The sequence below is a fragment of the Ruegeria sp. CDSB136 genome (assembly GCF_059610965.1).
Genome location: NZ_JBXWOP010000011.1, coordinates 70,421 through 96,609, shown reverse-complemented (window position 1 = coordinate 96,609; position 26,189 = coordinate 70,421). Strand labels below are relative to the sequence as shown.

The window sequence follows — 26,189 nt, the reverse complement described above, 5'->3', positions numbered from 1 at the left end:
GCTTAATCCGGTGGTGTTGCGACCTGCCCCTCAAGCCAGGTGCGGAAAGAAACAAGCGGTGTTGCGGCAGGTCGGTGCTGCGGCCACACCAGGTAATAGTCACCCAGGCTGACCGGCGGACCCTGCCACGCCAGCGACAGTCTGCCTTTCCTGAGATCCTCGGCAACCAGATAGCTGGGAAGCAGTGCGACACCCAGCCTGTGGATTGTGGCCTGAATCATGGTTGAGAACTGATCGAACATCATTCCGGTCAAGCCTTTGACGGGGTGTCCCTGTATCGCGAACCATTGCTCCCACGCGTCCGGGCGGGTTTCGATGTGCAGCAATGGGGCCGATGTCAGCCATTCAATATCGCCTTGATTCATTGGCAGAAGATCCGGGGCGCAGACAGGCAGAATGTCTTCCCGCATGATGGGCAGGTAATTGACGCCGGGCCAGTCCCGTTGTCCGAAATGGATGGCGGCATCGAAATGCTCGGTCTGGAAGTCAAACGGTCTGAGGCGGGTATTCAGGTTCACGGTCACTTCGGGGTGACGGCGTGCAAAATCCTGAAGCCGGGGGGCCAGCCAATGCATGCCAAACGCGGGCAGAATGGACAGGCTCAGCGATCCGCCCGTCGGGTTTGCCTTGAGCTTGAGAGAGGCCTGCGCAAGCTGGTGCAGTGCGGTTCGGGCAATCTGGACATATTCCTTGGCCGCCGGTGTCAGATGCAGGCGCATCTGGGTGCGCCGGATCAGTTCAACCCCCAGCTGCTCCTCCATGGTTTTGAGCTGACGGCTGATCGCACTTTGCGTCAGCGACAGTTCCTCGGCCGCTGCCGAGGCGCTGCCGAGGCGATCAACCGCTTCCAGCGCCAGCAACGACGGGATCGAAGGCAGAAAACGGCGCGGCGCAATCATATAACGAATCCTCATACCATTCGGATGGAATATCACTGGCATTGCGAAGCTGCTAGCCCGATACAGGGCAGGCTGATGGGTAACAGGAATCTGGCAAATGGGCAGTCTAGAAACAGTGGCCGAGTTTAACCGGGCCGAGCGGCTCGACGGGATAGAGCTTTCGGAAATCGTTCAGATCTCCGAACATGCGGCGCGTCTTCGGGCCGAGGGCGTGGATGTGATCGCGCTCAGCACTGGAGAACCCGACTTTCCCACGCCGCCGCACGTGGTCGAGGCCGCGCATCTTGCTGCTGTTCAGGGTCAGACGCGATACCCGGCCACGGGGGGAACACCGGCCCTGCGCGCGGCGATTGCAGGCCAAGCGGGGGTCGGGCCCGCGAATGTCATCGTGTCGACAGGTGCCAAGCAGGTTTTGTCCGGCGCGCTGATGGCAACCCTGAACCCGGGCGATGAAATTATCACCGCGGCGCCGTTCTGGACCAGCTATGCAGACATGGTCAGGCTGGCGGGCGGTGTGCCTGTGGTGTTGGAGTGCCCGAAACAGCAAGGTTTCAAACTCTTGCCCGCACAGTTGGAGGCGGCGATCACGCCGCGCACGCGCTGGCTGCTGCTCAATACGCCGTCAAACCCGACGGGAGCAGTCTATTCCAAGGCGGAATTGCAGGCTTTGGGCGCGGTGTTGCAACGTCATCCGCAGGTCTGGGTCATTGCCGACGAGATTTATCAGCATTTGTCCTATGTGCCGTTTTCCCCGTTTGTCGAGGCCTTGCCCGAGCTTGCGCACCGGACGCTGACTGTAAACGGCGTGTCCAAAGCCTATTCGATGACCGGTTGGAGGATCGGCTGGGGTATTGGGCCTGAACCCTTGATCAAGGCGATGATCGCGGTGCAGGGGCAGATCACTTCGGGTGCGTGTTCGGTCGCGCAGGCTGCGGCTTTGGCTGCGATTACCGGACCGCAGGATTTGTTGGTGGACCGGCGCACCGAAATGCAGGCGCGCCGTGATCTGGTGGTCCGTGGTCTGAATGCGGCGGGGATGAAATGTGCGGTACCGGACGGGGCTTTTTATGTGTTCCCCGAAACCCCACCTAAAATGCCGGTCGATCACGAGTTTTGCCGTTACCTGCTGGAGGAAGCGGGTGTGGCGCTGGTGCCGGGGCGGGCCTTCGGGATGCCGGGGCATCTGCGGCTTTCTTTTGCTTATGCCACCGAAAGCCTGCAACAAGGGCTAAGCCGCATTGCGGCCGCCGTCGAAAAGATTTGAATTCAAAGACCGGGGATTTGCAATGGACCGCGCCCAGATCGTTCACGACAACTTCCTGACCCGCGTCACCCGCCGTGACTTGCCCGAAGGCGCGCCGCCGCGTCCGGGGCTAAGCGGGCCCGAGGCTGTCTCGCTCTACCGATCGCAGGTTCTCAGCCGAGCGCTGGACCGGACAAGCCGGGCGATGCAGAAGGCCGGCCAAGGGTTTTATACCATTGGTTCTTCAGGGCACGAAGGCATGGCGGCCGTGGCTCACGCGCTTCGGCCGACCGACATTGCCTTTCTGCACTACCGCGATGCCGCGTTTCAGATCGCGCGGGCTGAACAGGTCCCTGGTCAGCAGATCGCCTGGGACATGCTTCTCAGCTTTGCCTGCTCGAAAGAGGATCCGACGTCAGGCGGCCGGCACAAGGTGCTGGGATCCCGGGCGCTGATGATACCGCCGCAGACCTCGACCATTGCCAGTCATTTGCCCAAGGCTGTGGGCGCGGCCTATTCGCTGGGTGCCGCCCGGCGTCATGACCCCGAGCATCGGGACCTGCCCGCAGACGGGATCGCCATGTGTTCCTTCGGTGACGCGTCGGCCAATCACTCGACTGCACAGGGTGCAATCAACACGGCCGGCTGGACCAGCGTGCAGTCAACGCCGCTGCCTTTGTTGTTTGTCTGCGAGGACAACGGCATCGGTATTTCAGTGAAGACGCCAAAGGGCTGGATTCAGGCCTCGATGGAGCATCGGCCGGGCATCAAGTACTTTCAGGCCAACGGGCTGGATATATTCGAAACCTATGCCGTGGCACAGGAAGCCGCCGAATATGTCCGGACGCGCCGCAAGCCCGCTTTCCTGCATCTGAAAACGGTTCGTCTTTATGGCCATGCGGGGGCGGATGTGCCGACAACCTATCTCAGCAAATCCGAGGTCGAGGCGGATGAAGCCAACGATCCCTTGCTGCATACCGTTCGCCTGCTGGATCAGGCCGGGGCCATGACGCCGGACGAGGCATTGAAAATCTATAACCAGACCTGCGCCCGTACTGACCGGATCGCCGCCGAGGCCGCGACCCGCCCGCATCTGGCCAGTGCCGAAGACGTTGTGGCCAGCCTGGTCCCACCAAAACGCGTCTGCAAACCCACAAACGGCCCCAGCGCCGGTGCGCGATCCACGGCGTTTGGCGGTGACCTGCGGGCAATGGATGAACCGCAACCGATGAGTCGCCTGATCAACTGGGCGCTGACCGATCTGATGCTGGAACATCGCGAGATCGTCTGCATGGGCGAAGATGTCGGGCGCAAGGGCGGTGTCTATGGCGTGACACAGAAGCTGCAGCAACGGTTCGGGCCGGATCGGGTCATCGACACCCTTCTGGACGAGCAATCCATCCTGGGGCTGGCGATCGGAATGGGGCACAACGGGTTCATTCCGATCCCGGAAATTCAGTTCCTCGCCTATCTGCACAACGCCGAGGATCAGATCCGGGGCGAGGCGGCGACTCTGCCGTTTTTCTCGAACGGGCAGTTCTCGAACCCGATGGTTCTGCGGATTGCGGGCCTTGGATATCAGAAAGGCTTTGGGGGGCATTTCCACAACGACAACTCGCTGGCAGTGTTGCGGGACATACCGGGTGTGATCATTGCCTGCCCGTCGAACGGAGTGGATGCAGCGAAAATGTTGCGCGAGTGTGCCCGTCTGGCCCGGGAAGAGCAACGGGTGGTGGTGTTCCTGGAACCCATCGCGCTGTATCCGATGCGGGATCTGCATGCACCGCAGGATGGCGGTTGGATGACGACCTATCCTTCGCCCGACCAGAGAATTGCGTTGGGGGATGTGGGCGTGCATGGCGCAGGAACCGATCTTGCGATCGTGACCTATGGCAACGGACATTACCTGTCGCGGCAGGCTTTGCCCGAACTGGAGGCCGCAGGGCTGAGCGTGCGTGTCATCGATATGCGCTGGCTGGCCCCCCTGCCGGAAGACGCGTTGCGGCAGGCTACCAAACCGTGCCGGCATGTGTTGATCGTGGACGAATGCCGCAGGACCGGAAGCCAGTCCGAGGCGCTGATGACGTTCTTTTGCGAAGAAAGTGACGGGATACCAACCGCCCGCATCGTGGCCGAAGATTGTTTCATAGCGACGGGCCCCGCCTATGCCGCGCCGCTGCCGTCCAAAGATGGTATCGTCGCCTCTGCACTGAAGCTGACCGGAGTGCAGCCATGACCCGAACCGCCGTTGTGATCTGCCCCGGACGGGGTACCTATAACAAGCCCGAACTGGGTTATCTGCACCGACACCATTCGGATCGGATGAACATGTTCGCCGGGTTTGATGCCATTCGCGCCGAAGCGGGTCAGGAAGGTGTCACGGCGCTGGATGGCGCTCAGCGCTATATGGTCGGCAAGTACTCCAGAGGCGATGTGGCCTCACCCCTGATTTATGCGGCGTCGCTTGCGGATACTCAGTCGCTTTCGGACGATATCGAAATTGTGGCCGTTACCGGCAATTCGATGGGGTGGTATATCGCACTGGCCGCCGCGCGCGCGTTGAGTACGCGAGATGGGTTCCGGGTGGTTAACACGATGGGAACCCTCATGCAGGAACAGCTGATTGGTGGTCAGCTGGTATATCCGTTTGTGGGTGACGATTGGGTGAACGATCCTGCACGGAAGGCTGAGTTGCTGGCAGATGTGGCGAGAATTGATGCGTTAAACGGACACGCTCTGGCACTCTCCATTGATCTGGGTGGGATGCTTGTGCTGGCGGGTAACGAGGACGGGCTGAAAGCGTTTGAGCAGTCGCAGCCGGTGGTGCAGGAACGGTTTCCTATGCGACTGGCAAATCACGCGGCGTTCCATACCGGGCTTCAGGCACCGGTTGCAGCTAGGGGCCGTGCCCTGCTTGGCCAGGAACTGTTCGCTCAGCCGGATCTGCCGCTGATCGACGGACGCGGCAAGATCTGGTGGCCCGGCGCAACCGACACAGAGGCGCTTTGGGACTACACGCTGGGGCATCAGGTCACGGAAACCTATGACTTTTCACGTGCCGTGCAGACCGCCGCGCGCGAGTTTGCCCCCGATCTGTTCATTGTCACCGGGCCGGGCGCAACGCTTGGTGGCGCGGTCGCGCAATCACTGGTTCTGGCAAATTGGCAGGGCATGGCCGACAAGGCTGCGTTTCAGGGCCGACAGGAGGCAGAGCCCCTTTTGATTGCCATGGGTCGCGACGATCAGAGAATGCTGGTAACCGGCTGATACACCGATGAGGACTGGTGCGAATCCGAGGGCGTCGAGTTGAGCGATCATGAAAAGCCATTGTGGCTGAATACCAGCCGCGAGCATGTGGACAGCACCCGGCTGACTGCCGATCTGACCGTGGATTTGGCGATACTCGGCGGGGGGTACACCGGCTGTTCCGCTGCCCTGACGGCCGCCAAAGCAGGCGCATCGGTCTGTCTGCTCGAGGCGCAGGAGATCGGGCACGGCGGATCGGGGCGCAATGTGGGGCTGGCCAATGCGGGCCTATGGCTGCCTCCGGACGACATCCGCGCGCATCTCGGTAAGGCCGAAGGCGACCGACTGATTGACCTGTTGGCCGGGGCTCCGGACGAAGTCTTTCGCCTGATCGGGCAACACGGAATTGACTGTGCGCCGGTCAGGAACGGGACATTGCATTGCGCACATTCCCCGGCAGGCAATCAGGACCTTGCGAAACGCCATGCGCAGCTCCGCGCATCCGGCGCTCCGGTCGAGCTGTTGACTGCCGAGGAAACCAGCAGACGTACCGGCAGTTCCGCGTTTCACGGTGCGCTTTTTGATCCCCGGGCGGGAACCATCCAGCCGCTGTCTTATGTTCAGGGGCTTGCCCGGGCCGCAATCGCGGCCGGGGCGCGGGTGTTCACGAACAGCCCCGTACGATCCGTGACACAGAACGAGGGCGGATGGTCACTGATCACGGAAGGCGGAGTTGTTCGGGCCAAGGCGCTCATTCAGGCGACAAACGCCTATCACTGCGACCTGCAGGAAACCGCGCCTGCCTATGTGCCGGTCTACTATTTCCAATACGCAACGCAGCCTTTGCCGGATGGTGTGCGCGACACCATCCTTGCGGGTGGCGAAGGGTGCTGGGATACCGGCCTGATCATGACATCCTTCAGACTGGATGCCGATGGGCGCTTTATCATCGGCGCGATGGGGGATCTGGGCCACGCTGGGCGGTGGGCCCATTCTGGGTGGGTACGCCGCAAGATGGCCGAGCTTTATCCGCAACTGGCGGACCAGCCGCTGACAGATGGCTGGCATGGGCGAATTGCAATGACATCGGATCACATCCCGAAAATCACTCGGCTTGGACCGCGCGCCTTGTCCGCACACGGCTTTTCCGGGCGCGGCATCGGGCCGGGAACCGTGTTTGGGCGTCTCATGGCCGAAAGCCTTCTGGTGGATGATCCGTCAGTGCTGCCAGTGCCGCCCGTGGATGCGCATCGTGAAGGCTGGACAGGATTGCGCCGCGCCTTTTTTGAAACAGGCGCGGCGTTGACGCATCTGGTGAAGGCACGGTTCTGAGGTCAGACGGATCGTGTGATGCCACCGTCGACGCGAATGTTCTGACCCGTGATGTATCCGCCCCCTTCGGATGCCAGCAGGGCAACGACAGACGCGATCTCATCATAGCTGCGACCGTACCTTCCCATGGGTATGCGCGCCCGGAATTCCTCTTTCTCGGGCAAGCTGTCGATAAAGCCGGGCAGGACGTTGTTCATGCGGATATTGTCTGCTGCGTATTTGTCCGAAAACAGTTTTGTAAAGGCCGCCAGCCCAGCCCGGAACACGCCTGAGGTCGGAAACACCGGATCCGGTTCGAATGCGGCGAAGGTCGAGATGTTGATGATCGATCCACCGCCCTGCGCCTGCATGATTGGTGTGACCAGCCGTGTCGGGCGGACGGCATTCATGAAATAGACGTCCATTCCGGTGTGCCAGTCCTCGTCCGTCAGTTCCAGAACAGGCGCGCGCGGTCCGTGTCCGGCGGAATTGACCAGCACGTCAATGCGGCCCCATTGCGCCATGGATATATCAACCAGCCTTTGCAGATCGTCATTGGACTGGTTCGATCCGGTAACGCCTACGCCGCCCAACTCATCCGCCAGCGCCTCGCCCTTGCCGGATGAGGACAGGATGCCGACCTTGAAGCCATCCGCCGCCAGCCGCCGGGCCGCATCCGCCCCCATGCCGCTGCCGCCTGCCGTGATCAGAGCCACTTTTGCCATTTCTTCTCTCCGATTGAATGTCTGGATTGAATGTGGAGGTTGCGGCCGGGTTTGACCAATCAGTTCTTCTGCCATAAAACAGTAGAAAATCTACTGGTTTATGCGATGGCCGCTCTACCTCCGTTGAATGCATTGCGGGCTTTTGAAGCTTCGGCACGACACCTGAACTTTCGACGCGCCGCTGACGAACTGGGCGTTACACAAGGCGCGGTCGCGCAGCAGGTGCGCGGGTTGGAGGCGCGGTTGGCGGAAAAACTGTTCGACCGCATGCCACGCGGGTTGCGCCTTACCGAAGCGGGGCGGCGGTTTCACGCACCGCTGCAACGGGCCTTCCAGCTTATCGAAGAGGCCGTCGATGACCTGGCCGGCACAAGACAGATCACCATTTCGGTTACACCCAGTTTCGCGTCGAAATGGCTGGTCCCGCGCCTGAACACATTCACGGACCTGCACCCCGACATCTCGGTTCAGGTAGACGCCCGCGAGCGGTTGGCAGACTTCCGGGCCGACAATGTAGATATCGCCGTCAGGCAGGGTCGCGCACCTTTCGGGCCCGGGCTGATCGTAACACCCCTGTTTTCGACCGAGTTCGTTGCCGTTTGCAGTCCGGACCTGGCAGGGAATGTGCGGGCTGCGCGTGATCTTATGGGCCAGGTCCTGCTGAACGATACCCACGGCCTCTGGCCGCTTTTTCTTGAGCGTGTCGGAGTAACCGGCAAACCCCGGATGATGAGTTTCAGCCAGACCAGCCTTGCCATCGATGCGGCGATGTCGGGGCAGGGGATCGCGCTGGCAAACGCGCCGCTGGTAGAGAGGGAACTGGAATCCGGTCGTCTTATGCAAGCACTGCCGGATGTTCTGATCGGGGATCTGGGGTTTCACGTCGTGGCACCTGCCAATCCACGACAGCCAGAACTGGTCGGGTTGGTTCGCGACTGGCTGTTGTCTCAGACCTGAAGCCTTGCCGCGACCGCTTCGATCCGCTTTCGCAGCCACCGATGCGCGGGGTCGTTGGTCGATCGTTGGTGCCAGACCATGTAGATCGAAACCGGGTCGCAGTTGAACGGAAGCGGCGCGCAATCAAGCGAAGACAACGGCCCCTGTTTCATCAGCGCCGTGTCGGTCGAAATCAGATCGCTGCCTTTCACGAAAGATGGAATAGCGTTGAAATGCGGCAGGGCCACGGTGGGTGGTCTGATCTGCGACTGATCAACGCCGCGCATCACCGCGCGCGAACTGCGCCCATCGGCAAACCGCACTTCGACATGTTCCGCCTGACAATAGCTGGGCCAACTGTCCGGAGGCGTTCGCATCGCGCCGTCATAGAAAATCATCAGCGGGCTGGTGATCAACAGCTTCTGAATGATGTCCGGCCCGTCCGGCGGCAGCGGCGTCAGCATCAGTTGGCACCTGTCTCCGCGCAGCAGTTCGGGGTCGGGAACACCTGACGGAATAAAACCAAGTTCAACGCGAATGCCGTCCGCGCGGCTGGCGCGCAGCAGTTCGGGAAAGATCAGCTCACGCGGCATGTCGTTGGTGGCGATACGGAACGCCATTTCTTCGGACAAGGGATCGAATGGGCGCTCGTGGGTCAGGGCCCGCATATCGTCGAGCAGCGTCTGAACCGGCTCTTTCAGGGACAAGGCGCGCTCGGTCGTGGTCAGGCCCTGACCTGAACGAATGAACAGCGGATCGTTCAACACCAGTCTCAGCTTCGCCAGTGTATGACTGATTGCGGATTGCGTAACGCCAAGCCGGTCGGCCGCCTTCGAGACCGAGCTTTCCTCGAGTATTGTCAGGAAGATGCGCAGCACCTTGCCATCCAAATCAATAAAATCAGTTTTGCTCATACAATCTATGATTATTCATGAATGGATTTACTGTCCACGGCAGGATAGGCAGCTTTCAGATCAGGAGGCGCGAATGGGAATACGCTTTTTCTCGGACAAGAACCGACCCGTCCATATGGGGGCTTACCCAATGGAGCGGTTGGCCCGGCAGGACAACCTTCCGGATCTGTCGCTTGTGCCGCCGATGAAAGAGCTCAGCTTTCACCGCCCCGACCAGCCTGAAAGCATCGTGAACGCGATGGGCGAATTTCAGGCCATGATGGATGCTATCCGTGACGGGTTCGTGAACCCCGCGATTGCGGGAATTCCGGACAGCCCGTTGCAGCGGGCCAATCATCTGAAGGCGTTTGGCTATTTCAATGATGCCTCAATGATCGGATGCGGACCGCTGCCGACTGAGGCGCTGTTGCCCGAACCCCGGAGAAATCGCGACATCGACCGGCTGGCCCACGCCCTGAGAACGCGCCAGACCAAGACGCTGGCCTCGGGCATCGATGTGATCATGGCGGATCTGAAGGAAAGCATGGAGGCGGAGACCGGCTCGATAGACGCTCACCGACATGCGATTGTTTTCCTTTACGATCATCATCGCGACCCGGACGCGGATGAGCCGGGGACAGAGTGGATCAGAGATGCACAGGACCATCGTGCCTGCCTTTTGTCGACCGAAAACGCGGTGGTGATTGCCAACTATATCCGATTGCTCGGGTTTGATGCGCGGGCGCACACGGACATGTCGTCCGAGGTGGATCTGAACAGGTTGGCCGTTGCCGCGGGGCTGGTCACGGCCGAGGACGGCGCGCTTGTCGCCCCCTGGCTTGGCAAACGGTTCGGGTTGGCTGCAATCACCACCGAGATGGAGATCGCCCATGACAGGCCCCTGAAGCCCATGGCGCGGCAACCGTGGTTCAAAACTCAGGGTCCCGCGTGGTGGCTGGGTGCAGGTTTCGCCAAAGGTGCGCTGAACCGTGACCCGTATGCCAAGCGCCGCTATGTAGATGGCGCGCATCCGTTCGAAAAGCTGACGCGTGTCGACGATCCAACCACATACATTGACGAAGAAAACGTGGCCCGCGTGCCGAAACGGGCGGACATGTTTGCCCGCGCGCAATTCGGAGATATGGGCAAGCCCCTGCAGGACGCGGCCAAAGGCGGGCACTATGTCCGCAAATCCGCGCCCAGCTTCGCACAAAGGCGCGCGCTGGGTGCCTTCGTTCTGCTGCAGGATGGCGACAGCGCCGAAGGACGCAATCCAACAGATGCGCAGCGGAACGCGGCGAAGATCAAGGCGGCGTCCTACTATCTTGGGGTCGACGCGGTCGGTCTCAGCCGATGCCCGGACTGGGCCTGGTATTCCCACGACGCAACCGGCGAAGTCATCGAGCCGCCCCATGATCAGGCCGTCAGCATGATCATTGACCAAGGGTATGAGACGATGGAGGGCGCCAGCGGTGACGATTGGATCAGCGTCGCCCAGTCCATGCGTGCGTATCTTAGATTTTCCTTATTGGGCGGAGTGATTGCCCAGCAAATCCGCAATCTGGGCTACAAGGCCAAGGCGCATACGGTGATGGATGGCGAAGTGCTTCAGCCACCTCTGCTGTTGCTGTCGGGGTTGGGCGAAGTCAGCCGCATTGGCGAGGTGATCCTGAACCCCTATCTGGGCCCGCGTCTGAAATCGGGCGTGGTAACGACAGATATGCCGATGAGCCACGACAAGCCCATCGACTTTGGCCTGCAAAGCTTTTGCGAGTCCTGTAACAAATGCGCGCGCGAGTGTCCCTCGGGGGCGATCACTGCCGGACCGAAACTGATGTTCAACGGCTATGAAATCTGGAAATCTGACAGCCAGAAATGCGCCACCTATCGGATCACGACACCGGGCGGGTCCATGTGCGGGCGGTGCATGAAAACCTGCCCTTGGAACCTTGAAGGCCTGTTCAGCGAACGCCCTTTCCGCTGGGCAGCGATGAACATCCCATCCGCCGCACCCGTTTTGGCGCGATTGGACGACGCGGTCGGAAATGGCGGTTTGAACGACACCAAGAAATGGTGGTGGGATATCGAGCTGCAGGCGGACGGGGCCTATCGCCCTTCGACCCATCCCCTGAACCGGCGTGACCTGCAAAAGGATCTGGACCTGAAATACGAGGATCAGACGCTGGCCGTCTACCCGGCTTACCTGGCCCCGCACCCATGGCCCTATCCGTTCGCGATGGACCGCGAGGCCGGGATCGCCGCCTATGACGCTCTGGTTTCGGCAGACGAGTACAAGGCGCGCAAAGCTGCCGGGGATATGAGTGTGGTTCACCGCTATAAGATTGCCGGAGACGCACCGGTGATGCGGGTTGAACTGACCAGGGTCGACAAGATGACTCCGGATGTCACGAAATACGAATTTTCGGCCATGGATGGTACGCTTTTGCCGGACTGGACTGCCGGCGCACACCTGGATGTATTGGTCGCCCCGGAATTTCTGCGTCAGTATTCCATGTCGGGCGATCCTGCTGACCGGACCACGTATCAGATCGGCGTCCTGCGCGAAGATGAAGGGCGCGGCGGTTCGGCGCTGTTGCACCGTATCTTCGGCGAGGGGCGCAAAGTATTCATTTCAAAACCCATCAATCACTTTGAACTGGATGAGACTGCCAGCAAGACGTTCCTGATGGGCGGCGGCATCGGCATCACCCCGATGATTGCATTTGCGCACAGGCTGCACGCGCTGGGCAGAGACTTCGAGTTGCACTATTCCGCCAGTACGCGGGCGGGCGCTGGTTACCTGCAGGACCTTGCCGCAGCGCCCTGGGCCGATCATGTGCACTACCATTTTTCGGACGAAAACACCCGGGCCGATCTGGATGTCATCCTGTCGGATTATCAGGAAGGTTGGCACGTTTATACCTGCGGTCCGGATCGATATATGGACGGCGTGATACAAGCGGCAGAACGACAGGGTTTTCCCGAAGACGCCCGGCATCTGGAGTATTTCTCGGTTCCCGAGCAACCCGAATACGAAAACCATCCGTTCACTCTGAAGCTGGCAAAGTCAGGCAGGGAGCTGACCGTCCCATCGGACAAGGACGCCGCTCAGGTGCTGAATGAGGCGGGAATTCATGTGGATGTGAAATGCGCCGACGGCATTTGCGGGGTCTGCAAATGCGGGGTTATCTCGGGCGAAATTGAGCATCGTGATTTTGTGTTGTCGAACCGGCAGCGCGAAGGAGCTATCATTTTATGCCAAAGCCGCGCCGCGAATGCGGATGGCGTGATCGAGATTGACCTCTGACAATTGTTCAAAAACGACTTTGGGAAACCTAAATTTTGGTCGTTCCGGCCATGGACGCCACCTGGTTGCTGCACTAACGTCCCGTTCAAACCCCAGTTAATCCTGATCCACAGGTGCGAGGTAAACAAATGGACTATCACAGCCCCAACAGTTTCGAAGAAGCTTCGGCGCTGGCAGCGAATGCAACGGGCACGACCCGGTTTCTTGCAGGCGGCACCGACGTACTGGTGCAATTGCGTTCGGAACTGGTGACCCCCGATACACTGATCGACGTGAAAAAAATCAATGGGGTGCGGGACATCACCCGAAACGCCGATGGCAGCTGGACCCTTGGCGTCGCCGCCACCGGTGCCGAAATGAGCGAGCACCCCGAACTTGGCCGCGACTGGCCCGGCGTGGTCGAGGCAATGGATCTGATCGGCTCCACCCAGGTACAGGGACGCGCGACTTTGACGGGCAACCTGTGCAATGGCTCGCCTGCGGCTGATTCCGTGCCGGCCATGGTAGCGGCCGGTGTCACGGTGACCGTGACCGGTCCTGGCGGCACGCGGGAGGTCGCGGTCGAAGATATTCCTGTTGGCCCCGGAAAGACCTCGCTGACCAAGGGCGAGCTGATTTCCGCGGTGCACATTCCGGCGCGGGGAGACAACGGTGGAGACGCATATCTGCGCTTCATTCCACGTACCGAGATGGACATCGCCGTCGTCGGCGTCGGCGTGAACCTGCGCCTGGATGGTGATAAGATCACCGAGGCGCGTGTTTCGTTGGGTGCGGTGGCCCCGACCGTTCTGCTGGTCGAAGACTGCGCCAAGGCCATCATCGGCACCACTCTGGACGACGCCGCGCTTGATGCACTGGCTGCGGCTGCATCCGCCGCCTGTAATCCGATCAACGACAAACGCGGCACAATCGAATTCCGCACCGAAGTTTCGGGTGTTCTGGCAAAGCGCGCCGCAAAAATCGCCTATGCCCGCGCGAAGGGAGAGCAAGCATGAGCAAGTTACACGTATCCACCACCGTGAACGGTGACGCGGTTGAATACCTGTGTGATCCCCGCGAAACCCTGCTGGACTGCCTGCGTGATAAGCTGAACCTGACCGGCGCCAAAGAAGGCTGCGGCACCGGCGATTGCGGCGCGTGCTCGGTCACGGTTGATGGCCGTCTGGTATGCTCGTGCCTGATGCTGGGTGTCGAGGCGGAAGGTAAGCAGATCGAAACCGTCGAAGGTATCGCGGATGGCGATGTTCTGCACCCGCTGCAGAAGAAATTCATCGAATACGCCGCCCTGCAATGTGGCATCTGCACGCCGGGTATTCTGGTTGCGGCGAAGTCCCTGCTGGAAAAGAACCCGAACCCGACCGAGGAGGAGACCCGGTACTGGCTGGCGGGCAACCTGTGCCGCTGCACGGGATATGACAAGATCATTCGTGCCGTGATGGATACGGCAGCTGAGATGCGGGAGGCTTCGTAATGGCACTCGACGATCGGAAATCCGAATTCAATTTCGTGGGTACCCGTCCTGACCGGCCGGATGGTCTGGATAAGGTGACGGGCCGGGCCCGGTTTGGCGCCGATGCTTATGCGCCCGGGATGTTGCACGGCGCGATCCTGCGTTCCCCTCATGCGCATGCCCGGATCGTGAAGATCGACGCATCGAAGGCCGAGGCGCTGAAGGACGTCAAAGCCGTTGTGACCCGGGCCGATTTCGCGGATGTGCCCTTCAAGCCCGGTTTGGAAGGCGAATTCTGGAGCGTGCTGGAAAACGTCATGGCGGGTGAAAAGGCCCTCTATGATGGTCACGCTGTTGCGGCGGTTGCGGCCACGTCGGCTTTGGCTGCGCGCGATGCGCTCAAGCTGATCGAGGTCGAGTACGAAGTGCTGCCCCACGTCACGGATGTGGACAAGGCGATGGCCCCTGATGCGCCGGTAATCCGCGAAGGGGCTGCGGACTATTCCGTGCCCGAAGGGATGCACCCCAACGTCGTGCGCTATCACGAAAGCGGCCATGGCGACGTCGAGGCCGGGTTTGCCGAGGCGGATCTGATCCTGGAAGACAGTTTTGTGACTGAGGCAACGCATCAGGGCTATATCGAACCGCACGCCTGCCTTGGATCTCTGGGCAGTGACGGCAAGGGTGAGCTGTGGTGCTGCACGCAAGGCCATTGGTACGCGCAGAAATACTGCGCCACGCTGCTAGGCATTGAAACGGCGCAGCTGCGGGTGACCGCCTCGGAAATCGGTGGTGGCTTTGGTGGCAAGACCACCGTGTTCATCGAACCGGTTGCATTGGCGCTGAGCCGCAAGGCCAACCGGCCTGTTAAGATCGTAATGAGCCGCTCTGAGGTGTTCCGAGCTACCGGCCCGACCTCGTCCGCGTCGATGGATATCAAAATCGGCATGAAGAAAGACGGCACGATCACGGCGGCCGAAGGTATCTTCCGACTGCAGGGCGGTGCCTTTCCGGGAGCGCCCGGGGATATGACCGCCATGTGCGCTTTTGCGCCCTACAACCTGACCAATGTTCGTCAGGTCGGCTATGACGTTCTGGCCAACCGTCCGAAACAAGCCGCTTATCGCGCGCCCGGCGCGCCCATGGGGGCCTTTGCGGTGGAATCCGTGCTGGATGAGCTGTGCAAAAAGCTGGGGCTGGATCCGGTGGACGTGCGTCTGAAGAACGCGGCGCACGAAGGCACCAAAGCCAGTTATGGCCCGACTTACGAACGTATCGGTCTGGTCGAAACACTTGAGGCGGCCAAGGCCCATCCCCACTATTCGGCACCGCTGAAACCGGGGCAGGGGCGCGGCATTTCGTGCGGGTTCTGGTTCAATCACGGTGGTGAAACCAGCGTCTCGCTTGCGCTGTCCGAGGACGGCTCGGCCCAGGTTATGGTCGGCACACCTGACATCGGTGGCTCGCGTGCGTCGATGGCCCTGATGGCGGCCGAAGTGCTGGGTATCCCATACGAGAACATTCGTGTCACCGTCGCGGATACGGCGACGCTGGGCTACAATGACGTAAGCCACGGCTCGCGCGTGACCTATGCCAGCGGGCTGGCGACCATCAAGGCAGCCAGAAACGCTGTGGAACGTCTGTGTGAACGCGCGGCGGCCAAATGGGGTATCCCGGTCGATGCGGTGAAATGGGAAAACGGCTGTGCCGTGCCTTCGGGTCCGAACGCAGGCGATTTCGATCCAATGCCGCTGGCCGATATCACCGCAGATATGGGTGCGACCGGTGGTCCGATCTCGGGGCATTTCGAAGCCACTCCGGAAGGGGCGGGCGTGTCATTTGGCACCCACATCGTCGATGCCGAGGTCGATCCGGAAACCGGCAAAACCGCGATCACCCGCTATACGGTCATTCAGGATGCCGGTAAGGCCATCCACCCGACTTATGTGGAAGGTCAGTATCAGGGCGGTGCCGCGCAAGGCATCGGCTGGGCGCTGAATGAGGAGTATATCTACGGCGAGGATGGCCGGTTGCAGAACTCGATTTTCCTCGACTATCGCATTCCTGTGGCCAGTGATCTGCCGATGATCGACACGGTGATTGTCGAAGTGCCCAACCCCGGCCACCCGTTCGGTGTGCGCGGCGTGGGCGAGACCGGCATCGTGCCGCCGCTGGCGGCCATCGCCAACGCTGTCTCCAATGCGGCGGGCGTGCGGATGAAGCAACTGCCAATGTCGCCGCCCCGCATTCTGGCGGCGCTCAAGGACAATGGTTGAGGTCCATCTCTGGTCCGGCCTCCGGTCTCTGACCGGGGGCCGGCAGGTGGTCGAGGTGCAGGCCAAAACCACCGGCGAGTTGCTGCGCGAACTTGTTCGCGCGCATCCGCAATTGCAGGCACCGATTGATGCCGGGGTATCAATCGCCATCGACGGCCGCGTCATCGCCTCGGGACTGACCGAACCGATTCCGGAAGGCAGCGAGATTTACCTGATGCAACGCCTGCGTGGCGGCTGAGCGAGGTTGACCCGGAAGGGGCAACGATCAGTTCACTAGACCTTCGGCTATTTGATCCACGGCGGTTTGCAGAGAGTCGCGTCGATATTGTGTGCTGTCGGCGAAGGCGTCGAAACGGGCCGAGGCCCGCAGAATTTGAACGCCGTCCCGTGGGGTGATATCGAAACTGATCGAAGAAATAATGCAGTTTCCCAGCAAGGCGCGGATTTCAGTACAGATTTTGCGTACCTTTTCGAACACCTCTGCGCGGTTGCCCAGAGTGTTGTGAAGATCGCGGCCAGCAATCAGCCGCACCCTGGCCGAGATGAGTTCGCCGTTCTTGACGACTGACGGATCGCCGGTTTCGTAATCCGGGACATATTGCAGGTTTCCGATGATCCTGACGGTTCCATCCCGTGAAAGCGTGGCGTTGGATTTGGAAACATCACATTTTGTTCCCAGGTTGCCCAGTACTTCGAAACAGTATCCCGCCAGAGTTTGCGGCGCGCGTGCATGGGCATAAAGTTCCTGAAAATCCGGCTCTGGCAGGGTTTCTCCGGGCTTCAGCAAAGCCTCAAACGGCATTTCCAGCTTGTATGACACATAGCGGCCTGTGGTCAGGTCCGTGGGGTTGAATGCTGCGTTCAGCTTCTTGTTGTTGCGAAGCCAGGCAACAAGTGGTGGGCCTTCGGCAAGTTCACCCACGGTTTCAAACGCCGCGTCGTCGTCGGACTGCGCCTGTGAAACCGCGCGGCTGATTTGATAGCCCCAGTACATCGTCGGCAGATACCAAACCGCAAGTAGGGCGAGGATCGACAGAGTCAGGGCCGTACCTATCAGTTTCATTGCCGGGAAACCTCCTGCGGCGCGGGATCAAGCAGCGCAAGGTCACCACCGACCGCGGCGGTCAGCAGCATGACATGCGTGTCCTCAAACGTGTCATCTCCGATCAGCGTAAAATCGTTTTCCGAGACATAGACATCACGTCCGGCCATGCTGCGATATTCGATTGGCTGGTCCGGCAGGTCGCCCACCAGGACATGGGCCGCACTGTGGGGGGGCTGTTACATTGGTGTCCGCAGGCACACCCATGACCTGCCGGTACCATGCGTCAAACGCGCGGTAACCGGTGTTGAAGCTGTAAATTTGGTTCGTGTACAGATCATTTCCGTTATCCGCCTTGGTCTGCGCGGGCTAATGCACCTGTGGCCTTCGCCATGGTGCAACCATGCAAGGCCCCGGGTCATCATTCGCGCCAAATTCAAAGTTCGTTACAAAGTCGCTGATCCTGATTGCCTCGAGCGGCATGTCCTGTTCCGGCACCACAAGACCCGAGTTCTCGCCGATCATCGCGACATGCGACAGGGTGACACCCCTGGCCAGTTGCAGGTTCCAGATCACGTTCTGGCGGAAGCTTTGCAGCACCAGATAGACGGGTGCCGACGTGTCCGTGACAAACACGTCCACGGCAAACATCCGTCCCTGCGCCCGGGATCCGGTCTGATAGTGTTTTTCCGAAACCTGCACACCCTTGATTTGGTCGATCAGTGCATTTGCGATGGCCCGGTTCGAGAACACATGGGTCGTTGTCAGCAGCGTGCCGGTCTCCATGCGCACGTTATAGGCAACATCATTCGGCTGCGGTCTTTTGAAGGTGCAATTGGAGTTAACGGCAAAAGGGATCAGCACGTTGGGTGGGGCGTCCTTCACTGAAGATTCAAAGCCCGTCGCCACATCCAACACGGTCAATTGTCCCCGGCCCGCAGTTGCCAGACCCGGGCTGGGAATGCTCCAGCCTTGATCGGTGATCTGGCGAACGTCCTGCACAGGCTTGGGTTGTGGCTGTGGGGCCGGCTGGTTGTCTGGGGCCGCTGCTTGCGACAGTTTCCACTCGTCGAACATCATCAGGCCGTGGAACCCGGCAACCCCGGCCATGGCCGCCAATATGGCCCAGATCATAGCGTTGCGGAGATTATGACCTTTCGGCGCCGGTTCACTGGGCGGAGCTTCTGTTTGGACTTGCGGTGGCGGAGGGGTGCCGTGTTTCTGCTGAATGCGTTGTATTCGTTCTGAAAAATCTTGCTTTTGCTTTGAATCAGTCATGGTGTCGTATCTCGTGATTCGGCACCGACGTTAATTGAAAATTTCAACCGCTGCGAGAATGCAGTACCGGCGAAACCTGCCGTTCGAAATGACTGTTGCAAGAAGACAAATCAACTACACCTTGTTCGAAGCAGTTGAAGTCCGGTTGTTTTGGCTGGAATTGATGCTTGGCTGTTAACCCTGCCAGGGTTCACGCCCGACCATCCGGTCCGCTTCTGCCGTGATATCGTTCATGTGGTGCTCAAGGCTTTGCCTGAGCGTTTCGATCTGTTCTTCACTGGCTTTGCGGGGGACGGTTTCGGTCCATTCCCGACACAGGAAAACGCCCTGATTGCGCCAGGGGCGGGGCAGCAGCATGCGGTCCCACGTTCCGGCCTCGCGCCCGTAGCGGGTAGAAAAGGTAATGCCAAACACCCGTTTGCCCGAGGTGCGGGCCCAAACCAGCGGCACGGTCGACAACACCCGTTCGGGCCCACGCGGACCGTCGGCGGCAATGCCAATCGAAATGCCTTGCTTGATCATCCCCAGCACCTCGCGCGACAAGGCGACGTGGCGTTTCCGGCTGGTCATGGCGATCGAGTCCAATCCGAACAGCTTTTGCACCCGGCCCACCATGCTGCCGGCGCGCGCGGCCGACGTGATGGTACAAACCCGTCCCTTGTCCAATGGAAAGAGGTAGGGCGATAGCGTCAGCCGCTGGTGCCACATCACAACAATCACCGGCTCACCCTGTTCCACCAGTTTGTCCATTTCCTCAAACCCGAGGCGCTGCCAGTTCGTGTTGCGATGAACCATCCGGATGTAGCTGGCGATCCGCCGCGCCGCCCAGTTGAGAACGGCTTCGCTGTCTGCGATTTTCTTGCGGAGGCTCACGTATTGTATCCTTTTGCTGACCAGACCTTGTCTTAAAGAACTGCGCGTTCTGTGCAACTTGTTTGTCCCCGGGGTGATCTGACGATGAATCGCAAAAAGCCTCTTGAGTCCGCCGCGCGGCTGGCATATCTGGGTCGCACCACAGGGGTATAGCTCAGTTGGTAGAGCGACGGTCTCCAAAACCGTAGGTCGCGGGTTCGAACCCTGCTGCCCCTGCCATTTAAAATCAATCACTTACACTAATTTTGCAAAGACTGGATTAGACCAGTTGGGAGCTTAGTTTGCAGTATTTATGCATTTCTTTCTGTTCCAGCTTGCGAATTTCCGATTCTGCAACCTTTGCGTCACAGTAGAGATAGTGGATATCGTGAGGCTGTTCAGAGGCTGGTCACCAAACTAAGCCTGTTCGAACCTAGCCGGGACGGCTGCTTCTGTTTTTCTATCGTTCTTGAGGCCATCGGGCGGCGGTACTCCGAACTGCAGCCGAGTTGTGGGCGCTCAAAAGGCCGCTGGTATCTGCACATTGGATGGAAGTTCAAGCCGCTGGCGCATAACGGTACTGGCGGCAGCACCGGCATGTTCACCGGTGTCTCACCACGCCTTGATGATTAGGACGGGTGACTGGTCAGGGTATAAGGTATGGCTGCTACGCCGGGCGAAGAAGCCATACCAGAATCGCCCAAAGAAAAACCCCGCTGCAGCGGGGTTCTCAAAACCTAATTAGGTGAAGTGATCAAGCTGCACTCACAACTTCATCATCCAGACCGTCAATTTCATTTTCACCATTGCTGCTACCAGCGCAAATGTTCCAATGGTTTGGATCATCTGACAGCCATTCTTCGTCTGGCATGTTGTCAATCAGTTTGGTGTCTGCCGGAATGGACTGAGCGCGCTTGATCGCGGCCCAAAATCCGGCCTGCACATCGTCGCTCACGACAGGCTTCGGGTTCATCTCAGCCATATGTCATATCCTTTCCCAAATAAGATCCACCGAAGCGAACGCCGGGGTGGACAAAAGTTTCATACCCGTATCTTTGATACTTTTCCGGGTCAATAGGGTCTTTGATCAATACTTTCTCGCACCCGAGAAGCCTTGCATACTCTTCGGCGCAAGTCAAAATCGGCCAAAGTGCCCTGCCTGAAAGATGGTTATGCCCGAAAAACCTTTCAACCCATTTAAGGGTCATGTACTTTCTTCGCTTCGATGGGTTTCCCAAGGCTAGCGCCACAAGAACCTGTTCCTCCTCAACTTTTTGCCAGATAGCCAGGTTGAAATGATCAGTATCATTCAGGTTCTTGTGTACTAATTCTGTCCAATTTGTGACGAACCCGTTATGAGTTTCGGGTCCGTAGTATTTTGGCCATTCTTCCTCGGCGAATTTCAGCGCATCCCCCTTGTCTGACAGGATGGAACACAAAGTCAGATTGTCCCATCTTTGAATGCCACCTGTTTTTAGCAGTCTACGGTTCAGGCTCTCTGCTGTTCTTTCTCGGGCAATGTTTAGTAACGCGAAGTAATAGGCGCGGCTCTCATCCGACATAATTCAATTCTCGCAATATTTTGAACAATCCAGCACAACTTTGACGTTTTGGCAACGATGCCTTCAAGGGTGCGTCAATAGGCACCTTTAGTGATGAGGGTGGGGTGCTTCAGTTGGGAATTTTTGTGTAACCCCTTGATTTGTATAGCGAGCAAAATCGGTCGGTTGGAGGGAAAATTGTTTAGTTTCAAGAATCTTTGAAGGCCTCCAAAACCGTAGGTCGCGGGTTCGAACCCTGCTGCCCCTGCCATTTCCTTCCATGTTGTCGACGAAGCCCAGGTTGGGGATACCCTTCCTTGTGCGGGTTCAGTTTCACGGGCAATCGCTGTTCCCTCCGGCGAATGAATGGCCTATTGTCCCGTGCAGACAGAACGCACCGGGATGGGGATACATGTCGCGTTTCGATGGTTACTTCCTGCGGCAGTTGCTGGTGCTGTTCGGATTTTTCACTCTGGTTCTGGTTGGCGTCTTCTGGATTACCCGATCAGTCAGCCTGTTTGACCGGGTAATCAGCGGTGGTCAGTCGGCCATGGTGTTTCTTGAATTCACGGCCCTGACGCTGCCGACGCTGATCCGCACGGTGATGCCAATGGCCGTATTTGCTGCCGCAGTCTACGCCACCAACCGGCTGAGTCGGGAAAGCGAGATGACGGTGATGCTGGCCACCGGGTCAAGCCCGTGGCGGCTGGCGCGCGGAGTATTGGTTTTTGGTGTCATTGCCGGGCTGATGATGGCGGTCATCAGCATCTTCCTGCGCCCAGCATCCGTCGATCAGCTTGAGCAGCGGCAGGCCGAAGTCGCCGGGGACGTTACCGCGCAATTGCTGAACGAGGGTGAATTTCTGCACCCGGCCGCTTCGGTGACGGTCTATATCGGCAGCATTGATCTGGACGGTACTTTGCACGAAGTGTTTGTTTCCGATCGTCGCGACAAACTGAACTCGGCCAGCTATTCCAGCAAGACGGCGTATCTGGTCAACAATGATGCGGGTCTGCATCTTGTGATGCTGGACGGGATTGCGCTGCGCCTGGACCGTGAAGGCCGGACGTTGTCTTCGACCCTGTTTCAGGACGCGTCTTACGACATATCCGGGTTGACCAGTTCGCGCGGCATGAACGACCGCAGCCTCGAAGCGGTTCCGACAATCGAGTTGCTCAATGACCGGGACGCAATCTCGGCAGCGGAAGGATTCAGTCAGGGTGAGATGATCGAGGAGCTGCACCAGCGGTTCTCCTGGATCGCGATCTGTATTGCTGTCGCGATGGCGGGGTATTCCACGCTGATGCTGGGCAGTTTCTCGCGGTTTGGCCTTTGGCCACAGATATTCGGGGCTTTCACCATCCTTATTCTGCTGGAGGGTGTTCGCGGATTTATCTCTCCCATTGTCATCGCCGATCCTGCCATGTGGCCGATGCTGTATCTGCCGGCCTTCGGGGGCATCCTGATTTCCTGCATGTTCCTGTTTGTTGCGGGCCGGCCGCTTGTCGTGATGCGGCGAACCGAAAGCCAGACAATGCCGCAGGCAGGCACCTGAGTTCAGCCGCGAAGATCGGCAAGGCAGCTCAGGATATCGTCGATGCCCGCGCCATCACTGCGGGTCACCAGATAGAGCGGCAGTAACAGGTCACGTGCCCCCTCAATCGGGATCAGTTCCTTCGATCGCAGGTGGTCTTCGATGACGTAGCGCGGGAAATACCCAGTTCCGCCCCGGCGCAACACATAGCGCAGCGCCATCATGCAATTGCCAAGAAAAATCGTCTGCCCCGGCGCCTGTCGGGCCACGGATTTCACGTGGTCCTGATAGACTTCACCCAATTCCAGATTGACAAATACCAGATCCTGGCCGGTGTCGGCCGTGCCCCGGGTTCGGACAAGTATCAGGCGCTCGGTGCCCAAGTCGTGAAACACCACGCGCGGATCGGCCGGTTTTTCATGGGTCAGGGCGGCATCCAGAACATGCGTCGCGACAGCGTCGACCATGTTCAGATCGTGGTCATAGTTCAGCGTCAGCAACAGTTTTCCGGACTGCCGTTCGAACCGCACGGCCAGATCAACCAGCAACGGATCCCAGATGCTCAGCTGTGCGCCAAGCCGCAAGGCGATGCGGTTCTGGGATTGAGACGGCAGGTCGTGTGAAGCAAAGGACCAAAGCGACAGCATCTGTTCAGCGTAAGGGCGAAATTGCCGCCCGAAATCAGTCAGTGTGGTGCCACCCGCGCCCCGATTGAACAGTTGCTTTCCCGTTTCATCTTCAATCGCGCGGATACGCGCACTGACGGCAGTCTGGGTCACGTTCAGCTTGCGGGCCGCGGCGTGAAAGCCTCCGACCTCGGCAACGCACAGAAATGTTTCGAGCGCTTTGATCTGCATGCCGAAAGTATTTTTTGATCGAACCGATAAAATCAATTCATTTTTTTGGCCACAGGGATTGCACTATCATGATGCGCAACTTCAGCCAAAGGACGCGCCATGCTGGACAAAAGCCACAAACCCACCTGGACCAGTTTCGAAAACGCCACCAAGGAAGATTTTCTGGCGGTGATGGAATACGAAGACGCCTATAACGCGGCTCTGCCGGATCGCATTCTGGATGCAATCCGTTCGCTCGATGAAGAGTGGACGCCCTATCCTGTAAACCGTTATCAACACAGCCTGCAGGCCGCGACCCGTGCCTATAACGACGGGGCCGACGAAGAGATCGTCATCGCTGCATTGGTGCATGATACAGGCGATATCCTGTCCCCCTACAACCATGGTGAGCTGTCAGCGGCGATGATGAAGCCCTATGTCAGCGAAAAAACCTACTGGATTCTCAAGCATCACTGCGTGTTTCAGGGGTATTATTACAATCACTTCCTGGGTGGCGACCGCAACGCCCGCGACAAGTATCGTGACAGCCCGTACTGGGAAGACTGCCGGTATTTCTGCCACGAATACGACCAGTGCGCCTTCGACCCCGATTACCCGACCAAACCGCTGGAGTTCTTTGAACCCATGTTGCGCCGGGTTCTGAACAAGGGAGAAGGCCACATGGAATTGAACGAGACGGCGGACGACGGCAAGATTGATTAAGAAAAATGACAGGCGGGCCTGAGCCGCCCGCCTGAACCGATCAGCAGCTTGCCATCAGACGATAGACGATCTGCGCGGCGGTAAAATCCCATGCGGCATCGCCATCGGGGGCCAGTTCGACCACATCGAGTCCGACGCATTTTCGCCCCTTCAACGCGTGTTCCACCAGATGCAGCGCCTGGTAATAGGCCAGCCCACCGGGAACGGGGGTGCCGGTTGCCGGCATGATCGCCGGGTCCAGTCCATCAACATCAAAGCTGACATAAACCAGTTCCGGGAAGTCTTCGGGCAGGTCGATGGCGTGGATGTTGTCGGTCACCAGTTCTTCGGCATCGACGTGAAAAACGTTGTTTTGTACACGGCTCTCGGCCTCTTCTTTGCAGAAGGCACGAACGCCGAACTGGGCCAGTCGGATGCCTTCCTCGGCCAGAAGATGCATGACCGAGGCGTGGGAGTGTTTTTCGCCCTGATAGGCGTTGCGCAGGTCGGCATGCGCGTCCACCTGAACAATACCGATTGGTTGACCCAACGCACGGGCAACACCCATGACTGCACCGTAGCTGAGCGAATGCTCGCCACCCAGCGTCACCGGCACCTTACCCGCGCGCACTGCGGCTTCGGTGCGTTGGGCCAGGCGTTCCATGATTTCCGGCAGCGAGGCATCGCAATCCAATGGCGGCTCGGTGAAGATGCCCTGCAGGCAGGGTTCAGCGCTGCCGACGATCCGCTCCAGCTCATTTGAGGCCTCGATAATTGCTTCGGGCCCTTTGGCCGTGCCCGAGCCATAGGACACCGTGCGCTCCAGCGGCACCGGGATCACGTGGAACCGCGCATCTTCAGTGCGCTCGGAGGCGGTCAGTTCACTGTCGAGGAAAATGCTCATGAGAGTCTGTCCTTAAAGTCTTCATAGCCGAACTTTTTGATGATTTTCAGTTCGTCCGTTTCGCTGTTCCACAGCGCGATGGTCGGCAGCGGCACGCCGTTGAATGTGTTTGTCTTGACCATTGAGTAATGGGCTTGGTCCAGGAAGGCGAAGCGCTGCCCGATCTCCAGCGGCTTGTCCCATGTGTAGTCGCCGATCACGTCGCCCGCCAGACAGGACGGGCCGCCCAGACGGTATGTGTGGCCAGCCTCGGCTTCATCCATCAAAGCCGGACGATAGGGGGCTTCGATCACGTCGGGCATATGGCAGGTGGCCGAGATATCGGTGATCGCAAGGTTCATGCCATTGGTCGGCAGGTCGAGGATTTCGCCAATCAAAACGCCTGCGTCCAGTGCGACGGCTTCGCCGGGTTCAAGATAGACATCGATGCCATATGTTTCGCGGATGCCCTTGATGAAAGCGACCAGCCCGTCGCGGTCATAGTCGTCGCGGGTGATATGGTGCCCGCCGCCGAAGTTCAGCCATTTGAGTTGCCCCATGAACGGCATGAGTTTCGGTTCAACGGCGTCCCACGTGCGCTGCAGCGGCTCGAATCCCTGCTCGCAGAGCGTGTGCATGTGCAGGCCATCAACCCCGGTCAGGGTTTCCGAGGTGAGCTGGCTGACGGGCGTTCCCAGCCGAGAACAGGGGGCGCAGGGATCGTATTTCGGAATTTCACCCTCGGAGTGTTCCGGGTTGATGCGCAAGCCGACCTGAACGCCCGCAGCCTGTGCCTTGGCGAGAAACCGATCCTTTTGCGCCGGAGAGTTGAAGATGATGTGGTCGGACAGTGACAGGATCTCGTCGATATCCGCGTCCTTGTACCCGGCGCAGAATGTGGCGACCTCACCGCCATATTCCTCGCGGCCCAGCCGAGCCTCGTAGATGCCGCTGGCGCAGGTGCCACCGAGATGTTTGCGTACCAGGGGGGCAAGCGAGAACATCGAAAACGCTTTGAGCGCGCTCAGCACATGCGCGCCTGATCCGGATCCGATATCGGCGAGAACGGTCAGGTTCCGCTCGACGGCCTTTTCATCGACCACGAAGCAGGGGGTCGGCACACGGCTCAGGTCAAAATTGCGGAAGGCTCCGGCATCCCCGGCTTGTGTGGTCATCATGTCGGACATAACCGGCGTCTCCTTGGGGTGGAGAGGCCGGGGGCGCTGCCCCCGGAC

At 59.3% G+C, this 26,189-nt stretch carries 24 protein-coding genes and 1 tRNA gene; 13 read left to right on the top strand and 12 right to left on the bottom strand.

The features are described from left to right. Positions 1-2: 2 nt before the first annotated feature. The gene (locus AC2FIR_RS13290; protein WP_496746633.1) at positions 3-899 is read right to left on the bottom strand and encodes a LysR substrate-binding domain-containing protein; all 897 of its coding nucleotides are present in this window, start codon (positions 897-899) and stop codon (positions 3-5) included. 97 nt (positions 900-996) lie between these two features. On the opposite strand from AC2FIR_RS13290, the gene AC2FIR_RS13285 reads away from it, so the two are divergent. From AC2FIR_RS13285 to AC2FIR_RS13270, 4 genes are read left to right on the top strand one after another with little or no spacing between them, the layout of a single operon-like run. After that, positions 997-2,163: a pyridoxal phosphate-dependent aminotransferase gene (locus tag AC2FIR_RS13285; protein ID WP_496762490.1), complete on the top strand. Its 1,167-nt coding sequence runs from the start codon at positions 997-999 to the stop codon at positions 2,161-2,163. A gap of 22 nt (positions 2,164-2,185) precedes the next feature. Continuing rightward, positions 2,186-4,378 (top strand): dehydrogenase E1 component subunit alpha/beta, encoded by a 2,193-nt coding sequence (locus tag AC2FIR_RS13280; RefSeq protein ID WP_496746636.1) that lies wholly within the window; start codon positions 2,186-2,188, stop codon positions 4,376-4,378. Further along, the gene (locus AC2FIR_RS13275) at positions 4,375-5,409 is read left to right on the top strand and encodes an ACP S-malonyltransferase (RefSeq protein WP_496746638.1); all 1,035 of its coding nucleotides are present in this window, start codon (positions 4,375-4,377) and stop codon (positions 5,407-5,409) included. The genes AC2FIR_RS13280 and AC2FIR_RS13275 overlap by 4 nt, the downstream gene beginning before the upstream one ends. 39 nt (positions 5,410-5,448) lie before the next feature. Then, positions 5,449-6,720: an NAD(P)/FAD-dependent oxidoreductase gene (locus tag AC2FIR_RS13270; RefSeq protein WP_496746640.1), complete on the top strand. Its 1,272-nt coding sequence runs from the start codon at positions 5,449-5,451 to the stop codon at positions 6,718-6,720. 2 nt (positions 6,721-6,722) lie between these two features. Here AC2FIR_RS13270 and AC2FIR_RS13265 read toward each other — a convergent pair whose 3' ends face one another. After that, positions 6,723-7,424: an SDR family oxidoreductase gene (locus AC2FIR_RS13265; protein WP_496746642.1), complete on the bottom strand. Its 702-nt coding sequence runs from the start codon at positions 7,422-7,424 to the stop codon at positions 6,723-6,725. Positions 7,425-7,529: 105 nt separating this feature from the next. Here AC2FIR_RS13265 and AC2FIR_RS13260 point away from each other — a divergent pair, with 105 nt between their 5' ends. Next, entirely contained in the window at positions 7,530-8,381 is an 852-nt protein-coding gene (locus tag AC2FIR_RS13260; protein ID WP_496746644.1) for a LysR substrate-binding domain-containing protein, read from the top strand. Here AC2FIR_RS13260 and AC2FIR_RS13255 read toward each other — a convergent pair. Next, a complete protein-coding gene (locus AC2FIR_RS13255; RefSeq protein ID WP_496746646.1) occupies positions 8,372-9,274 on the bottom strand; it encodes a LysR family transcriptional regulator in 903 nt (300 codons plus the stop codon). The two genes, AC2FIR_RS13260 and AC2FIR_RS13255, sit on opposite strands and share 10 nt — an antisense overlap. Positions 9,275-9,347: 73 nt before the next feature. Here AC2FIR_RS13255 and AC2FIR_RS13250 point away from each other — a divergent pair, with 73 nt between their 5' ends. From AC2FIR_RS13250 to AC2FIR_RS13230, 5 genes are all read left to right on the top strand, one after another. Beyond that, positions 9,348-12,560 carry a reductive dehalogenase gene (locus tag AC2FIR_RS13250; protein WP_496746648.1) on the top strand — a complete coding sequence of 1,071 codons (3,213 nt, stop codon included), beginning with the start codon at positions 9,348-9,350 and terminating at the stop codon, positions 12,558-12,560. 128 nt (positions 12,561-12,688) lie between these two features. Continuing rightward, the gene (locus tag AC2FIR_RS13245; protein WP_170806909.1) at positions 12,689-13,555 is read left to right on the top strand and encodes an FAD binding domain-containing protein; all 867 of its coding nucleotides are present in this window, start codon (positions 12,689-12,691) and stop codon (positions 13,553-13,555) included. Then, the gene (locus AC2FIR_RS13240) at positions 13,552-14,031 is read left to right on the top strand and encodes a (2Fe-2S)-binding protein (protein WP_170615926.1); all 480 of its coding nucleotides are present in this window, start codon (positions 13,552-13,554) and stop codon (positions 14,029-14,031) included. Before AC2FIR_RS13245 ends, AC2FIR_RS13240 begins: the two co-directional genes overlap by 4 nt. After that, positions 14,031-16,286, top strand: coding sequence for a xanthine dehydrogenase family protein molybdopterin-binding subunit (locus AC2FIR_RS13235; RefSeq protein WP_496746651.1), 2,256 nt, complete (start codon positions 14,031-14,033; stop codon positions 16,284-16,286). Before AC2FIR_RS13240 ends, AC2FIR_RS13235 begins: the two co-directional genes overlap by 1 nt. Further along, a complete protein-coding gene (locus AC2FIR_RS13230; RefSeq protein WP_480523706.1) occupies positions 16,279-16,524 on the top strand; it encodes a MoaD/ThiS family protein in 246 nt (81 codons plus the stop codon). Before AC2FIR_RS13235 ends, AC2FIR_RS13230 begins: the two co-directional genes overlap by 8 nt. 27 nt (positions 16,525-16,551) lie before the next feature. Here AC2FIR_RS13230 and AC2FIR_RS13225 read toward each other — a convergent pair whose 3' ends face one another. The 4 genes from AC2FIR_RS13225 to AC2FIR_RS13210 all read right to left on the bottom strand — a co-directional run bounded on the left by AC2FIR_RS13225 (position 16,552) and on the right by AC2FIR_RS13210 (position 19,479). Further along, entirely contained in the window at positions 16,552-17,349 is a 798-nt protein-coding gene (locus AC2FIR_RS13225) for a hypothetical protein (RefSeq protein WP_496746652.1), read from the bottom strand. Next, the gene (locus tag AC2FIR_RS13220; protein ID WP_496746654.1) at positions 17,346-17,537 is read right to left on the bottom strand and encodes a hypothetical protein; all 192 of its coding nucleotides are present in this window, start codon (positions 17,535-17,537) and stop codon (positions 17,346-17,348) included. The genes AC2FIR_RS13225 and AC2FIR_RS13220 overlap by 4 nt, the downstream gene beginning before the upstream one ends. Before the next feature lie 160 nt (positions 17,538-17,697). Next, on the bottom strand, positions 17,698-18,462 hold the full coding sequence (locus AC2FIR_RS13215) for a hypothetical protein (RefSeq protein ID WP_170817217.1): 765 nt from the start codon (positions 18,460-18,462) through the stop codon (positions 17,698-17,700). Between the two features lie 318 nt (positions 18,463-18,780). Then, a complete protein-coding gene (locus AC2FIR_RS13210) occupies positions 18,781-19,479 on the bottom strand; it encodes a lysophospholipid acyltransferase family protein (RefSeq protein ID WP_170615939.1) in 699 nt (232 codons plus the stop codon). Between the two features lie 143 nt (positions 19,480-19,622). On the opposite strand from AC2FIR_RS13210, the gene AC2FIR_RS13205 reads away from it, so the two are divergent. Continuing rightward, positions 19,623-19,698, top strand: a tRNA-Trp gene (locus AC2FIR_RS13205). A 514-nt stretch (positions 19,699-20,212) separates the two neighbouring features. Here the strand turns inward: AC2FIR_RS13205 and AC2FIR_RS13200 are convergent. Both AC2FIR_RS13200 and AC2FIR_RS13195 read right to left on the bottom strand, forming a co-directional pair. Next, positions 20,213-20,440 carry a hypothetical protein gene (locus AC2FIR_RS13200; protein ID WP_496746656.1) on the bottom strand — a complete coding sequence of 76 codons (228 nt, stop codon included), beginning with the start codon at positions 20,438-20,440 and terminating at the stop codon, positions 20,213-20,215. After that, complete coding sequence (locus AC2FIR_RS13195) at positions 20,433-21,020, bottom strand: hypothetical protein (RefSeq protein WP_496762487.1); 588 nt, start codon at positions 21,018-21,020, stop codon at positions 20,433-20,435. Before AC2FIR_RS13195 ends, AC2FIR_RS13200 begins: the two co-directional genes overlap by 8 nt. 391 nt (positions 21,021-21,411) lie before the next feature. Here AC2FIR_RS13195 and lptF point away from each other — a divergent pair, with 391 nt between their 5' ends. Next, entirely contained in the window at positions 21,412-22,554 is a 1,143-nt protein-coding gene (lptF, locus tag AC2FIR_RS13190) for an LPS export ABC transporter permease LptF (RefSeq protein ID WP_170615940.1), read from the top strand. Between the two features lie 2 nt (positions 22,555-22,556). Here the strand turns inward: lptF and AC2FIR_RS13185 are convergent, their stop codons facing one another. Further along, a complete protein-coding gene (locus tag AC2FIR_RS13185) occupies positions 22,557-23,390 on the bottom strand; it encodes a LysR family transcriptional regulator (protein WP_496762485.1) in 834 nt (277 codons plus the stop codon). A 99-nt stretch (positions 23,391-23,489) separates the two neighbouring features. Between AC2FIR_RS13185 and AC2FIR_RS13180 the strand changes: the two genes are divergently transcribed. Next, positions 23,490-24,092 (top strand): HD domain-containing protein, encoded by a 603-nt coding sequence (locus AC2FIR_RS13180; protein WP_170615944.1) that lies wholly within the window; start codon positions 23,490-23,492, stop codon positions 24,090-24,092. A 40-nt stretch (positions 24,093-24,132) separates the two neighbouring features. Here the strand turns inward: AC2FIR_RS13180 and speB are convergent, their stop codons facing one another. Next, on the bottom strand, positions 24,133-24,975 hold the full coding sequence (gene speB, locus AC2FIR_RS13175) for an agmatinase (RefSeq protein WP_170615946.1): 843 nt from the start codon (positions 24,973-24,975) through the stop codon (positions 24,133-24,135). After that, the gene (gene nspC / locus AC2FIR_RS13170; protein ID WP_170615948.1) at positions 24,972-26,141 is read right to left on the bottom strand and encodes a carboxynorspermidine decarboxylase; all 1,170 of its coding nucleotides are present in this window, start codon (positions 26,139-26,141) and stop codon (positions 24,972-24,974) included. The genes speB and nspC overlap by 4 nt, the downstream gene beginning before the upstream one ends. Positions 26,142-26,189 lie beyond the last annotated feature (48 nt).

Coding starts and splice junctions, on each gene's coding strand:
- AC2FIR_RS13290 (WP_496746633.1), bottom strand. CDS start 899: ATGATTGCGCCGCGCCGTTTTCTGCCTTCGATCCCGTCGTTGCTGGCG.
- AC2FIR_RS13285 (WP_496762490.1), top strand. CDS start 997: ATGGGCAGTCTAGAAACAGTGGCCGAGTTTAACCGGGCCGAGCGGCTC.
- AC2FIR_RS13280 (WP_496746636.1), top strand. CDS start 2,186: ATGGACCGCGCCCAGATCGTTCACGACAACTTCCTGACCCGCGTCACC.
- AC2FIR_RS13275 (WP_496746638.1), top strand. CDS start 4,375: ATGACCCGAACCGCCGTTGTGATCTGCCCCGGACGGGGTACCTATAAC.
- AC2FIR_RS13265 (WP_496746642.1), bottom strand. CDS start 7,424: ATGGCAAAAGTGGCTCTGATCACGGCAGGCGGCAGCGGCATGGGGGCG.
- AC2FIR_RS13260 (WP_496746644.1), top strand. CDS start 7,530: ATGGCCGCTCTACCTCCGTTGAATGCATTGCGGGCTTTTGAAGCTTCG.
- AC2FIR_RS13255 (WP_496746646.1), bottom strand. CDS start 9,274: ATGAGCAAAACTGATTTTATTGATTTGGATGGCAAGGTGCTGCGCATC.
- AC2FIR_RS13250 (WP_496746648.1), top strand. CDS start 9,348: ATGGGAATACGCTTTTTCTCGGACAAGAACCGACCCGTCCATATGGGG.
- AC2FIR_RS13245 (WP_170806909.1), top strand. CDS start 12,689: ATGGACTATCACAGCCCCAACAGTTTCGAAGAAGCTTCGGCGCTGGCA.
- AC2FIR_RS13240 (WP_170615926.1), top strand. CDS start 13,552: ATGAGCAAGTTACACGTATCCACCACCGTGAACGGTGACGCGGTTGAA.
- AC2FIR_RS13235 (WP_496746651.1), top strand. CDS start 14,031: ATGGCACTCGACGATCGGAAATCCGAATTCAATTTCGTGGGTACCCGT.
- AC2FIR_RS13230 (WP_480523706.1), top strand. CDS start 16,279: ATGGTTGAGGTCCATCTCTGGTCCGGCCTCCGGTCTCTGACCGGGGGC.
- AC2FIR_RS13225 (WP_496746652.1), bottom strand. CDS start 17,349: ATGAAACTGATAGGTACGGCCCTGACTCTGTCGATCCTCGCCCTACTT.
- AC2FIR_RS13215 (WP_170817217.1), bottom strand. CDS start 18,462: ATGATCTGGGCCATATTGGCGGCCATGGCCGGGGTTGCCGGGTTCCAC.
- AC2FIR_RS13200 (WP_496746656.1), bottom strand. CDS start 20,440: ATGGCTGAGATGAACCCGAAGCCTGTCGTGAGCGACGATGTGCAGGCC.
- AC2FIR_RS13195 (WP_496762487.1), bottom strand. CDS start 21,020: ATGTCGGATGAGAGCCGCGCCTATTACTTCGCGTTACTAAACATTGCC.
- lptF (WP_170615940.1), top strand. CDS start 21,412: ATGTCGCGTTTCGATGGTTACTTCCTGCGGCAGTTGCTGGTGCTGTTC.
- AC2FIR_RS13185 (WP_496762485.1), bottom strand. CDS start 23,390: ATGCAGATCAAAGCGCTCGAAACATTTCTGTGCGTTGCCGAGGTCGGA.
- AC2FIR_RS13180 (WP_170615944.1), top strand. CDS start 23,490: ATGCTGGACAAAAGCCACAAACCCACCTGGACCAGTTTCGAAAACGCC.
- speB (WP_170615946.1), bottom strand. CDS start 24,975: ATGAGCATTTTCCTCGACAGTGAACTGACCGCCTCCGAGCGCACTGAA.
- nspC (WP_170615948.1), bottom strand. CDS start 26,141: ATGTCCGACATGATGACCACACAAGCCGGGGATGCCGGAGCCTTCCGC.